13 protein-coding genes are annotated in these 12,946 nt (G+C 52.1%); 11 read left to right on the forward strand and 2 right to left on the reverse strand.

The features are described from left to right. The first annotated feature begins 2 nt into the window (after positions 1 to 2). Positions 3 to 2,105, forward strand: a complete 2,103-nt coding sequence (gene ppk1 / locus FOA19_RS11520; RefSeq protein WP_149090969.1) for a polyphosphate kinase 1 — start codon at positions 3 to 5, stop codon at positions 2,103 to 2,105. 321 nt (positions 2,106 to 2,426) lie between these two features. Here the strand turns inward: ppk1 and FOA19_RS11525 are convergent, their stop codons facing one another. Then, entirely contained in the window at positions 2,427 to 3,350 is a 924-nt protein-coding gene (locus FOA19_RS11525) for a Ppx/GppA phosphatase family protein (RefSeq protein WP_149090970.1), read from the reverse strand. Positions 3,351 to 3,617: 267 nt separating this feature from the next. On the opposite strand from FOA19_RS11525, the gene greA reads away from it, so the two are divergent. Continuing rightward, positions 3,618 to 4,091: a transcription elongation factor GreA gene (greA, locus tag FOA19_RS11530; protein ID WP_149090971.1), complete on the forward strand. Its 474-nt coding sequence runs from the start codon at positions 3,618 to 3,620 to the stop codon at positions 4,089 to 4,091. Between the two features lie 11 nt (positions 4,092 to 4,102). Continuing rightward, positions 4,103 to 4,513: an HIT family protein gene (locus FOA19_RS11535; protein WP_149090972.1), complete on the forward strand. Its 411-nt coding sequence runs from the start codon at positions 4,103 to 4,105 to the stop codon at positions 4,511 to 4,513. Positions 4,514 to 4,612: 99 nt separating this feature from the next. Here the strand turns inward: FOA19_RS11535 and ruvC are convergent, their stop codons facing one another. Next, a complete protein-coding gene (gene ruvC, locus FOA19_RS11540) occupies positions 4,613 to 5,185 on the reverse strand; it encodes a crossover junction endodeoxyribonuclease RuvC (protein ID WP_149090973.1) in 573 nt (190 codons plus the stop codon). On the opposite strand from ruvC, the gene FOA19_RS11545 reads away from it, so the two are divergent. The 8 genes from FOA19_RS11545 (at position 5,177) to FOA19_RS11580 (ending at position 12,894) form a co-directional block, all read left to right on the forward strand. Beyond that, positions 5,177 to 6,187 carry a lysylphosphatidylglycerol synthase domain-containing protein gene (locus FOA19_RS11545; protein ID WP_149090974.1) on the forward strand — a complete coding sequence of 337 codons (1,011 nt, stop codon included), beginning with the start codon at positions 5,177 to 5,179 and terminating at the stop codon, positions 6,185 to 6,187. The genes ruvC and FOA19_RS11545 overlap by 9 nt on opposite strands. Further along, the gene (locus tag FOA19_RS11550; protein WP_149090975.1) at positions 6,187 to 7,314 is read left to right on the forward strand and encodes a glycosyltransferase family 2 protein; all 1,128 of its coding nucleotides are present in this window, start codon (positions 6,187 to 6,189) and stop codon (positions 7,312 to 7,314) included. Before FOA19_RS11545 ends, FOA19_RS11550 begins: the two co-directional genes overlap by 1 nt. Further along, positions 7,311 to 7,568, forward strand: a complete 258-nt coding sequence (locus FOA19_RS11555; RefSeq protein WP_149090976.1) for a hypothetical protein — start codon at positions 7,311 to 7,313, stop codon at positions 7,566 to 7,568. Before FOA19_RS11550 ends, FOA19_RS11555 begins: the two co-directional genes overlap by 4 nt. A 208-nt stretch (positions 7,569 to 7,776) precedes the next feature. Next, entirely contained in the window at positions 7,777 to 9,000 is a 1,224-nt protein-coding gene (locus tag FOA19_RS11560; protein WP_149090977.1) for a PP2C family protein-serine/threonine phosphatase, read from the forward strand. A 232-nt stretch (positions 9,001 to 9,232) separates the two neighbouring features. Further along, positions 9,233 to 9,868 carry a polysaccharide deacetylase family protein gene (locus FOA19_RS11565; protein WP_149090978.1) on the forward strand — a complete coding sequence of 212 codons (636 nt, stop codon included), beginning with the start codon at positions 9,233 to 9,235 and terminating at the stop codon, positions 9,866 to 9,868. Between the two features lie 3 nt (positions 9,869 to 9,871). Beyond that, entirely contained in the window at positions 9,872 to 10,963 is a 1,092-nt protein-coding gene (locus FOA19_RS11570) for a glycosyltransferase (protein ID WP_149090979.1), read from the forward strand. 91 nt (positions 10,964 to 11,054) lie between these two features. Continuing rightward, positions 11,055 to 11,819 (forward strand): TatD family hydrolase, encoded by a 765-nt coding sequence (locus FOA19_RS11575; RefSeq protein WP_149090980.1) that lies wholly within the window; start codon positions 11,055 to 11,057, stop codon positions 11,817 to 11,819. 1 nt (position 11,820) lies between these two features. Then, complete coding sequence (locus FOA19_RS11580; RefSeq protein WP_149090981.1) at positions 11,821 to 12,894, forward strand: asparaginase; 1,074 nt, start codon at positions 11,821 to 11,823, stop codon at positions 12,892 to 12,894. The last annotated feature ends 52 nt before the right edge of the window (positions 12,895 to 12,946 follow it).

A 12,946-nucleotide genomic window follows, 5' to 3' on the forward strand; every position in this document is an offset into this window, starting at 1 on the left:
GTATGAATTCAATCAAGGCATCGGAGCAAATCCGGAGAAGTAACTACATCAGCCGCGACCTTAGTTGGTTGCGTTTCAACTACAGGGTGTTGGATCTGGCAAGGAATGCCAACACCTCCCTGTTTGATAGAATGAAGTTTCTGGCCATCACCTCTTCCAACTTGGACGAGTTCTTCATGATTAGGGTGGGCAGCTTGTACAACTACATTGACTTCGGGAAAGAGCGCGTGGATTACTCTGGCCTGCGGGAGCTGCCCTTCCGGAAAAAGCTGCTGGACCTTGCCCACCGTTTTGTAGGGGACCAGTGCCAGACCTACGAGGAGATAAAGCATGACTTTGACAGGCACGGGTTCAACATCTGCAATGTGGAGGACCTCACCGAATCTGAGCAGACCAAAGCGGCTTCCTACTTCAAGAACACCATCTACCCGCTGCTCACGCCCATGGTGTATGACAGCTACCACGGGTTCCCGCTCATGATGAACCAATTGCTCATCTTTGCGGTGGTCACCCGTACCTCTGAGGAAGAAAAGCAGCAGAGCCGCACCACCTTTGTGCAGATCCCCGGGAATTTGACCCGTTTTTTTGAAATCTCGCGCAAAAACAAAATCATTTTCGTGCCCATTGAGGAGATCATCCGCTGGAACATGGACAAGCTCTTCAGGAACGTGGAGATAGAGTCGGTGAACCTGTTCCGGATCACGCGGAACGGTGATTTCACCTTGGAGGAAAGCGATGACATGGACCAGGATTTTGTGCAGGAGGTGAAGCAGAAGCTTAAAAACCGGAAGAAAGGCCGTGTGGTTCGCATGGAGGTGGAGCGCACTCCGTCTCCGTACGTGATGAAGATGCTGAAGGAAAGATGGTCCATAGACAACGGGAACATCTTCTCCATTGACCGCCTCATTGACCTCAAAGCCCTGTGGCAGATTATCCGGCATCCGCATTTTGCGAACAAGATCCAGCGTCCGCCTGCGCCGGTCCCCGCGCCCAGCTTGCCGCCTGGGGCCATGGACAACATTTTTGAGTACCTCAAGCACCATGATGTGCTGCTGCACCACCCGTACAACAGCATTGAACCCGTAGTGACCCTGCTGGAGAAGGCTGCCGAGGACCCATACGTGCTGGGAATCAAGCAGACCATCTACCGGTTAGCCGATAACTCGCGCGTGACTGCCGCCCTGCTCAAAGCCGCCGAGAACGGGAAACACGTCTCGGCGCTCCTGGAGGTAAAGGCCCGTTTTGACGAAGAGCGCAATCTGCGGGAAGGGGAGAAACTGGAGAAAGCCGGTTGCTTTGTGATCTACGGCATCAGCAAGTACAAGACGCACACCAAAATGCTTATGATCATCCGGAAGGAGGGCGAGAAGGTGACGCGTTACGTGCACATCGGCAGCGGGAACTACAACGAATCCACGAGCCGGACCTACACCGATATCAGTCTATTGACCACCGATGACGTGTACGGCCACGACGTGTCTGAATTCTTCAACGTAATCACCGGTCACTCTTACCCAGAGAACTACGAGTACCTGATCACGGCGCCCAAAGATATGCGCCAGCAGCTGATAGAATTGATCAGGCAAGAGGCCCGCAACGCCGAGCTTGGGTTATCGGCGGGAATCGTGGTCAAGATCAACTCGCTGGAGGACAAAGAGGTGATAGATGAGTTTTATGCCGCTTCGCAGGCCGGGGTACAGATCAGGCTCATCGTGCGCGGGATCTGCTGTCTGCGGCCAGGCCGCGAAGGCTTGAGCGAGAACATCCAGGTGAGTTCCATTGTGGGCGAGTACCTAGAGCACGCGCGTCTGTTCTACTTCCACAACAACGGCAATCCGCAGGTATTGGGCGGCAGCGCCGATATTATGGTGCGCAGTTTTGAGCGCCGCATTGAGGCCCTGTTCTACATTGTGCACGAAGACCTGAAACGCCAGGCCACGAACATCCTGCGCTACAACCTCATGGACAACCAGAACTCTTACATCATGCGCGAAGACGGTTCCTACATCAAGCGCCAACCCGCCGAGGATGAACCTGCCTTCAACATGCACCGCGCCTTCTTCCACCTCTCCACTGATGTGGAAGTGGAAACCTGCTTGTTTTAAATTTTTAGTATCTATAAAACAGAAGGGGCTGCCATTATGAAATGGCAGCCCCTTCTGTTTTATAGAAATGTTGATTTTGGTTCAAGGTTGCAGATTTAACTTTTGTAGAAGCCTTGCAATGTGCAACCCACCCCAACCCCTCCCAGGAGGGGAGTATCAGATAATGTAAGACTCAGACTAGAACCACTAAAAAGCCCGAACTCAGCCTTATGATGTTTCAAAAAAGCGTTTAGGAATTCCCCTCCTCGGAGGGGTAGGGGTGGGTTCCAATTATCAAAACAACAACATCACCTAATTTATAACCCGTTTCAAGCCTGTTTTCTAAAAATCAAGCTTAAAATGGTGTTGCGTGGCACCTTGGTGGCGTTCGTACAAAGACTGAAGCATGCCATCCTTCAGGCCTACTTGCGGGACCAGCATGGTGTCTAGGTTCGCCCAGTTCATGGCAGACAGGTAGATCTCGGCGGCTGGCACAATCACATCGGCGCGGTCTGCGTTGAGCAGGAGCACCTTAACGCGCTCTTCCATGGAGTAGCTGGAAATCTCCTGCACAATGGCCTCAATTTGGTCACGGTAAATGGGTTTGCCCGCCAGTTTGGCCATGTCATAGATCTTGTTGATGTTACCTCCTGTGCCAATGGCCAGGTGAACGTGGTGCATGCGCGCCTTCTCCGTCACCCAAGCTTGCATAGTCTGCCACATCTCCATGGATTCCTCGCCCTGCATGTGCCGGATAGAGCCTTGTTCAAAGGATTGGGAAGCCACCTTCATGCGGTTCACGTAGATGTTGAACTCTGTGGAGCCGCCGCCCACGTCAATGTGTAGGTAGTTGCGGTCGTCCAGTTGCTGTCTGATCACCATGTTGATGAGGTCGGCCTCGGTGGTGCCGTCTATGACCTGGATGTGCAGGCCTAGCTTGTCATGGATCTCATCAATGATTTCCTGGGCGTTGGCGGCAGAGCGCATGGCCGAGGTGGCACAAACCATGAAATCCTGCACCTCGTGCACCTGCATGATCAGGTAGAGGCCGTGCAGGAGCTTGATGAACTTCTCCGCTTTGGGTCTGGTGATGATGCCCTTGGCAAAAACGTCCTCGCCCAGCCGCATGGGGTACCGGATGTATTCCACCCGCTTGAAGAGGGTGTGGTCTTCAAACCGGAAGACGTTGGATATTTGGCATCTGACCGCGTTAGACCCTATATCTATGGCGGCCAGTTTTAGAAATGGTTCGGTGGCTTCTGACATATGATTGTAAACATAGGCCCAAAAGCCAAATTTTGTTACAATCTACTCAGGGTTTTTAGCATATTTATTTAAAAACAGGTAAAAACCATCCGCAGAAATCAGGGGTGAGACCAAGTGAAAAGCGGGGCAAAGGGGGCGGTGCCTGGGAGCAAAATTATGCTTCTGATGCATGTAGTTTAGAAAAAATGTGATACCTTAGCATAAGAACGGTCTCCAGACAGGAAGGCCGTTCTTCTTTTTTAACCATTGTACTAACCCATTAAAAATATGGCAACAGTATCTTACTACACCCCAGAAGGATTGCAGAAGCTCAAGGAAGAGTTACATGAACTGAAGACAAAAGGCCGGGCCGATGTGGCGCGCCAGTTGGCGGAAGCCCGTGACAAAGGGGACCTGAGTGAGAACGCTGAATATGACGCGGCCAAGGATGCGCAAGGGCACCTGGAGCTGAAGATATCCAAACTGGAGGAAGTATTGGGCAACGCCCGTCTCATTGACGAGTCTAACCTGGATCTTACCAAGGCGCTGATCCTTTCCAAAGTGAAGCTCAAGAACCTGAACAACAACATGGAGATGCTCTACACCCTGGTAGCCGAAGAAGAGGCCAATTTAGCAGCGGGCAAAATCTCCGTGAAATCACCCATCGGGAAAGGACTGCTGGGGAAATCGGTAGGGGAGATCGCCGAGATCACGGTGCCGGCCGGCAAGCTCCGTTTCGAGATTCTTGAGATTTCCCGTTAACCAAAACAGCTATGGAAACCATTTTCTCTAAGATCATCCGGGGCGAAATTCCTGCCTACAAGGTGCTAGAAGACGATCGTTTTCTGGCGTTTCTAGATGTTTTCCCGCTGGTGAAAGGCCACACGCTGGTCATCCCCAAAGAACCCGTGGACTACATCTTTGACATGGACCCCAATACCCTGGCCGACCTGCATAAGTTTGCCCAAAAGGTAGCCATCGGCTTAAAGAAAGCTGTTCCGTGCACCAAGGTAGGAGTGGCCGTAATAGGGTTGGAGGTTCCGCACGCCCATGTGCACCTGGTACCCATGAACCAAATCTCAGACATGAACTTCAGCAACCCCAAGCAGAAATTTGAGGCCGAGGAGATGGAGGAGATTGCCGGTAAAATCAGGCAGGCCCTAAAAACGGAGGCTGGAAGCTGATTGTAGACTCCCGCGAAGGTTTCAGCCGTTTAGAGGCTCTTTTCAAGGAAAGGGCCTCTAAACGGCTGATTCAATTATAAGGAATAGAAAACCTTACGATTACTTAGACATCCGATCTGGGTTTTCGGTGAGGAAGGCTTTCCAGGATTTTCCGCCGGCTTTTTGGTTTGCTCCTTGTGAGTAGTGGTGGCAGAGGGCCACGGCCAGGGCATCGGTGGCATCCAGGAATTTAGGGGCTTCCTTTATCTTGAGGATCTGCAGCAGCATGGCGGCCACCTGCTCTTTAGAGGCGTTCCCGTTGCCGGTCACAGATTGTTTTATTTTCTTTGGGGCGTATTCCACGTAGGGGATGTCGCGGGAGAGGGCGGCGGCGATGGCCACTCCCTGGGCGCGGCCCAACTTTAGCATGGACTGCACGTTAGTCCCGAAGAACGGCGCCTCAATGGCCATTTCGTCAGGGAGGTATTCGGTGATCAGCCGCAGGGTGCTGTCGTAAATCTTTTTCAGTTTCACGGCATGGTTAGCATAGCTTTTAAGCTGAAGCACGCCGTACTGGAGCACCGTTACCTTGGAGCCGTTCACTTCAATGAGGCCGTAGCCCATCACGTTGGTGCCCGGGTCTACGCCTAAGATTAATTTATTATTGGGAAGTACTGCGGTAGAATGAATCATGAAGTGCAAAATTACAAACAATCCGGCAAAGTGCTGGTATCGCGGCGTCTTTTGGTGGGGCTGGGCAAGCTGGTTGTTTTTGGGTTAACGCTTTACTACCTACGACAAGCCATTCTGGAAGCCAGTTCCCACAGTGTCCTCTCTTTCCAAACGCTTCGGCAGATCTGGGACACCAAGAGCACGGCCTTGTTCATCGCCGCCGTGTTGCTGCCAGTGAACTGGGGCGTGGAAGCCTCTAAATGGCAGTTTCTTTCCCGAAAATTCGAAAAGATTTCCTTTTTGGAAGCATACCGGGCCGTTCTAGTAGGGCTAACTTTGGGCTTTGTTACCCCCAACCGCATGGGAGACTACGCCGGCCGCATCCTGACCATGCACCGGAAAGACCGCGCCGATGCCATTGGGGCCATTCTATTGGGCCGCTTGTGCCAACTCTTCGCTACGGTGCTCATGGGTTCCGGGGCTATCGCTTTTTTCGTGTTCAAGTATTATGTGCCGTTGGCCTCGCCGGTGGGTGTTTCTGTGTTGTTGGCGCTGTTGCTGGTAAACAGTTGGGCGCTGGCTTTGCTGTTCAGTTTCCAGTGGGCCATCGGGTTGCTGGAGCGGGTAAGTTTTCTGCGGCGCTGGGTGCATTATTTCTCTGTCATCGGCACATACTCTTCCGCGGAACTGACCAAAACTTTGCTGATCTCGGGAGCGCGGTATCTGGTGTTCATGGGGCAGTTCATTGCATTGCTCTGGGCGTTTGGGGTGCATCTTTCGGTGGAAGAATACGTGTGGGGCGTTTCGGGCACGTTTTTGATGAAATCGGTGGTGCCGTCCATCAATGCGCTCGCGGATATTGGGATGCGGGAGCTGTCGGCGATGCACTTTTTTGGGCTGATGGGGCAGGATCCGTTGTTGGTGCTGGGCGCCAGCCTTTCTCTGTGGACCATGAACATCGCCCTTCCCAGCGTGGTGGGGCTCATCTTCGTGCTTCCGCTTAAACTCTCCAATTCCCGTTGATGCTGCTGGCATTTCTGTTGGTGGGCGCATACGCCGTGGTGATTCTCCGCTGCTGGTACGCCTGGAAGCAACTCCCGGAACCCCGTCTCTCCACCGACACTCCCCCGGCGTTTTTCTCCGTCATCATCCCCGTCCGGAACGAAGCCCAGAACATCATCTCGCTGCTGCAAGATCTGGAGCGGCAGCAATACCCTGCTTCCCATTACGAAGTCATTGTGGTGGACGACCTTTCAGAAGACGCCACTTCGGAGTTAGTGAGCCAATTCCAAGCGCAAACTAGGATGCCGCTGACCTTGTTGTTTTTAGCCGATTTTTCAGGAAAGAGGCAGAAAAAGGCCGCTGTCGAAACCGGGATTCAACACGCCAAAGGCGAGTGGATTGCCTGCACCGACGGCGATTGCCGGCTCTCGCCGCAGTGGCTGCAGACGTTTAACCAAATCAAGCAGGACCAAAGCCCTAAGATGATCAGTGGTCCCGTGGCGTATGCGCCCACGCAGACGTTGTGGCAGCAATTGCAGGCCTTGGAGTTCTCGGCGTTGATAGGAGTGGGGGCAGCCTCCATTGCGGTACAGAAACCCACCATGTGCAACGGCGCGAACCTGGCCTATGAAAAGGCGGCTTTCTATGAAGTGAATGGTTTTAAAGGGAATGAACAGGTGCCCTCCGGCGATGATGAGTTCTTGCTCCATAAAATACACCAGAAGTACCCGGGGCAGATCGCCTTCGCGAAGTCCTCTCAAGCTGTGGTGCAGACCCCCGCGGCGGCGACCATTACCCAGTTTTTGCACCAGCGGGTAAGGTGGGCCAGCAAGTGGAAACACTATGAATCTTTGTCTTCGCAGGCCTTGGCTTTGGTGGTGCTGGGAGCGAATGTAGCGGTGCTTGTAGTTTTACTTGGGGCGGTGTTTAATTACTGCTCATGGGGGTTGTTGGGCATCGTACTAACCACAAAAATCGTCCCAGATGCCTTACTTTTGCAACAGGTGCTAGGCTTATTTGGTAAAAAGCGATTACTTTCGCTGCTGTGGTTTCTCCAATTGGTGTACGTCCCTTATATTTTGATTACAGCTTTTCTGGGGCTGCGGGGAAAGTACCAATGGAAAGGCCGTGAACTGAGAACCGCATGACAGACCAGGAATTCAACATCATTGATGAGCTTTACTTTGTGACTTCTTTTGAGGCCTTGCTGCAGGAACTGAGAATGCCTGACCCAGAGTTGCGAGAGGCGCTGCGGGGGCTTATCAGTATGAACTATATCAAGTGCCTTTTCCCCGACCAGGATACCGAGGTTCCCTTTGACCCTGAACACTTTGCGCGCGAAGGGCACCACTACTTTTTCCTGGCTACCAAAGAGGGGCTGCTTACCCATAACTCCAGGTAAAAACAAATTCTGGTTTTGGCCTGTTTAGCTTAAACTGTGCCTAAAACCAAAGGCGCACCATACAACAGAGCCGCTGGCGTGTGTGGGGTGCGAGAAATCAGCGGCGAATAAAAATGAATCTACAGTCTTTGCGTTTAGTACTTGAGGCCGGTTGTTTCACCTGCGGCCAGGGTCCTGAAAGTAGAGGGACCGATAATGTCTAGAACAGATGTCTGAATTGAATTTTCCTACAGTTGAGCAGGAATTGAACCTGAAGAAGTTGGAACTGGCTGCCCTGTTGGAAATCACCAAGGCCATTAACAACAACCTTCCCGAGGAGGCGCTGTACAAAATCTACCATTTCACGTTACTCGCGCAGCTGAACATCCGGCGCTTGTCCCTTTTCCTGCTGGATGAGGAGTGGGAATGCAAAGTGAGTTTCGGTACGCAGCATAACTTCCGGGAAATGGAGTTGCCCCAGGAAATCACCGAGCTGCGGGAAATCACCTCTTTGGCCAAACTGGATATTGACCGCCGCTGGCACGACTTTGAAACCGTGATTCCCATTATGCACAACAACCGCATTCTGGCGTTTGTCATGATCGGGAACGTGAATGCTTACTATACCACGCTGGGGGCGTTGAGCTTTGTGCAGACCCTCAGCAACATCATTCTGGTGGCCATGGAGAACCGGCGCCTGGAGCGGCACCGCCTGACCCAGGAAGCCATGCGCAAGGAGATAGAGATTGCCCGCGAGGTGCAGAACATGCTCTTTCCAAAATCTTTGCCCAACAACCAGGATGTGGCCATCCACGCCACCTACATCCCGCATTCATCTATTGGGGGCGACTACTATGATTTCGTGCCGATTGACAAAAACCAGTTCCTTTTCTGCGTGGCCGATGTGTCGGGGAAAGGGGTACCGGCCTCGTTGCTGATGTCCAATTTTCAGGCGGGGCTGCGCACCATTCTGCGGCAGACCACCAACCTGAGTACCATTGTGAGCGAGCTGAACGACCTCATCTACCGCAACGCAATCGCCGAGAAGTTTATTACCTGTTTCCTGGCCATATATAACCGCACCACCCGAGAGCTTAGCTACGTGAATGCCGGCCACAACGCCTCCATTCTGCTCTACGAAGACAACACCTACCGTTTGCTGGAGGAAGGCTGCACCATGCTGGGCATTTTTGACGAGTTGCCGTTCTTGCCGGTGACCACCGTGCACGTGCCACACAATTCCCTGGTGCTTTGCTACACCGATGGCCTCACCGAGGTGTTCAACCAGGAGGAAGACGAGTTCGGGATTGAGAACACCATCAAAGTGCTGCAGAACTGCCGCTACGTGAGCTCCAAGAACATCCACCGGCAATTGCTGCAGGAAGTGAACACCTACAACAGCGGCACCTCTTTCAACGATGACATTACGCTGCTTTCCTGCCGGTTCAAGTAGCCTTTGTTGAGGGTTTTGATAACTTTATTGTTATTGGAAAGTCAAGGTGGGAAACCACAAACATGTTGTCGTTTTTGGATCTGTTTTCAGAAATCGGCCTTAAAGCAGATGTTTGCCTTTGGGCAACAGATGCAGTGATTTGGCTTTCCGAATTATTTTCAATTTTTAAATACTTAAGCTTTCGGGTACCGCTTACCTTTCAGGAATAAAACAGAAAATCTAAAGTTACCACGTGCTGCGCTTCTACAGAACTCCACCCGTATTGCCCTGGCTGTTCCCGAAGGTTTGGTGGAGGCGCCCCGTTACAGACAAAACCATTTTCCTCACCTTTGATGACGGCCCCATCCCGGTGGTAACACCCTTCGTGCTGGAGCAACTGGCTGCTTTCAACGCGAAGGCTACTTTCTTCTGCGTAGGCGAAAACCTGGAGCGCCACCCAGATGTAGCCGAGCAAGTTCTGGCCGAGGGACATGTACTTGCGAACCATACCCAGCAGCACGTAAAAGCCTGGCAATACATGCCGGCAGAGTACCTGCACCAGGTATCGCAGTGTCAGGCTGTTTTGGAGAAAATAGGCGCTAAACACACAAGTAAAAAACTGTTTCGGCCACCGCACGGCCAACTGACGTGGCGACATCTGCGTATGCTTGCACCAGAGTACCAGGTGGTCATGTGGAGCACGCTCACCTATGATTTTGATGCTTCGCTGGCGCCGGAGAAGTGCCTGGACAAAGCCATCTCCATCACCGGTCCGGGATCTGTGGTGGTGCTGCATGACAGCCTCAAGGCGGAGCGAAATCTGCGGTATGTTTTGCCCCGGTTCTTGCGCCACTTCTCTGAGCTGGGCTATTCTTTCAAAACCTTGTAACTGATGGTTTTTACCTTTGGGTTTCTGGCCGTCTACTTCCTCCTCTTTCTGGGGCTGCTTTGGCTATGGTGGCATAGGAAACCCAAGGCAGCGCCTCCGCTCAGCCATTTTCCTAAAGTAAGCATTCTTATTGCCGCCCGTAACGAGGAAGAACACATCATCGCGTGCCTGGAAGCCATTGATCGGCTCCGGTACCCCAAAGATAAACTGGAGGTGCTGGTGGGGGATGACCGCTCCACCGATAAAACCCGCCAATTGGTGCTGGGCTATCAACAGAGCCATCCGTACGTATCCTGCCACGGCATCATCCATGACCTGCAGGGCACCAAAGGCAAAGCCAACGTACTGGCGCAACTGGCGCATTTGGCTACCTCTGACCTCTACTTCATCACCGATGCCGACATTGAAGTACCCCCGCGCTGGGTGGAGAGCATGCTGCGGCATCTTACGTCCGAGACAGGCATTGTCACGGGCATTACCACCACCAAAAGCAAAGGTCTTTTCAACCGGTTACAGGCACTGGACTGGCTTTTTAATCTGGGGCTGATGCAGGTGGTAGCCGACAGGAACTTGCCGGTCTCCACCATGGGTAACAACATGCTGGTGACCCGTGAGGCGTATGAAGCAGTAGGAGGGTTTGAGTCCATTCCTTTTTCTATTACCGAGGATGTGCAGCTTTTCAAGCAGGTGCTGGCCAAAGGCTATAAAACCGCCAACGTCTATGAACCGGAGGTTTTGGCCATTTCGCAGCCTGCTCCCAATGTTCTTTCGCTGCTGCAGCAACGTCGCCGCTGGATGCGCGGATCGGTGCACCTGCCCTGGTACATGCTGCTGTTGTTTGTGATCCATTCTTCTTTTTACCCCGTGTGGCTGCCCTTGTTCACCCATACTTCTCTTGGGGTTTGGTTTTTAGTCTTCTTAGGGAAAGTAGTGTTGCAAAGTTTATTTGTGGATAGGTGCGTGACCTACATCGGCCGGAACATTAAATGGACGTATCTGCTCGTCCTGGAGATTTACCTGCTCCTTTCCACAGTGGTGTTGCTGGTGCTGTTCTTTCTGCCGTTCAAGATCAGGTGGAAGGGGCGGTTATATTAGACGTTAAGGCGCTTAGAATTGTGTAACTTTGCCGTTTTAGACCTGATTTGCTGAAAACAGGACTAAACCAGACCTCGAAGAATTCTTTTTCATGACCTACATAGATTCCCACGCGCACGTATTCTCTCCCGAGTTCGCCCAAGACCGGGAAGAAATGCTGCAGCGCGCCCAGGAGGCCCATATAGCGGAGGTGTACATGCCTAACATTGACCTCGGCTCCATAGAAACCATGCTCCAGATAGAGCAGCAGCACCCCTGGTGTCATTCCCTGATGGGCTTGCACCCGTGCCACGTTTTCCAGGATTACAGAGAAGTGCTTCAGCAGATGGAAAAGTGGTTTAAGAAACGATCTTTTAAAGGGGTAGGGGAGGCAGGCCTTGACTATTACTGGGACAAAACCTTTGTGCAAGAGCAGAAAGAAGCCTTGCGTATTCAGTGCGGTTGGGCCAAAAAGTATCAGATTCCCATTGTACTGCATACCCGCGATGCTTTCCAGGATACGCTGGAGATTATCCAGGAACAGCAAGACGGCACTTTGAGAGGAATTTTTCATTGTTTCTCCGGAACCGTGGATGAGGCGCAAGCAGCAGTAGACCAGAATTTTATGTTGGGCATAGGCGGTGTAAGTACTTTTAAGAACGGCGGCCTTGAACCGGTTTTGAAGGCAATTGATCTAAAACACTTAGTATTGGAAACAGACAGTCCGTATCTTGCGCCCGTACCCAAACGTGGCAAAAGAAACGAGCCCTCCTATCTTCCTTTTGTGGCGCATCGGGTTTCTGAAATCAAATCCATGACCCTAGATGAGGTAGCCGCGGGCACCACGGCCAACGCGCAACGCCTCTTTGCCAAATAGTATGAAGTTTTTAAAGGTAAATATCAATACGGCGGCTCCCCGTGATCCAGAGGCTTCCATTTTGCTTATTTACACCGGCGGTACCATAGGAATGGTCTCTGACAAAGATGACCAGCATTTAGTCCCTTTCGATTTCAGTGAAGTCATTCACCGGGTGCCTGAGATGCGCCAGTTCAAGGTAATGCTCACGGTCCTCAGCCTTGATCCGCCAATTGATTCTTCCAACATTGAGGTGGAGCATTGGGTAAAGCTGGCGCAGATCATCCAAGTGAATTACCAGGACTATGACGGGTTTGTGATTCTGCACGGGACTGATACCATGGCTTATAGCGCCTCGGCGTTGAGCTTTTTGCTGGAGAACCTAAGTAAACCGGTCATCTTTACTGGGGCCCAGGTACCCATTGGGCGGATGCGCACCGATGCCCGGCGTAACCTCATCACTGCCCTGGAAATTGCCTCAGCGCACCGCTCAGGTAAACCAGTGGTGCCAGAAGTGTCTATCTTTTTCAATACCCTTTTGTTGCGCGGAAACCGGTCTACCAAAGTGGAAAGCCGGCACTTCAACGCCTTTCACTCCGGTAAATACCCGCAGTTGGCCAAAGCCGGCATTGACATTGAATTCAACAAATCGGTTATTCTGCCGGCTCCGGTGGAACCGCTCAGGGTTTACCAGGAACTGGAAAGCAGGGTGGCGGTATTGAAGCTGTTCCCGGGCATCAACAAAGCACTGGTTGAGGCTATTCTAAAGGCTGAAGGATTACAGGGACTGGTATTAGAAACTTTCGGGGCTGGAAATGCGCCCACGTATCCCTGGTTCCTGAAACTTCTGCGCGAGGCCGTGGATCGGGGCATCACTATTTTGAATGTGTCGCAGTGCGAGGAAGGGGAGGTGCACCAAGGGCAATACGAAACAAGTTTCTACCTGAAGGAAATGGGCGTCATTGGTGGTTCAGATATCAGTACCGAGGCCGCCGTGACAAAACTCATGTTTGTGTTGGCCCAGGATCTTACCCAGCAGGAGAAAGCCTGCCTACTGGCCCAAGACCTACGCGGCGAAATGACCCGCCGCATATAATGTAAAAATTGAATGCTTAAGGTTTGCAAATACCGTTGCTTCTGCCTTTCTT

This window comes from Rufibacter hautae, from assembly GCF_008271695.1.
Classification (GTDB): domain Bacteria; phylum Bacteroidota; class Bacteroidia; order Cytophagales; family Hymenobacteraceae; genus Nibribacter; species Nibribacter hautae.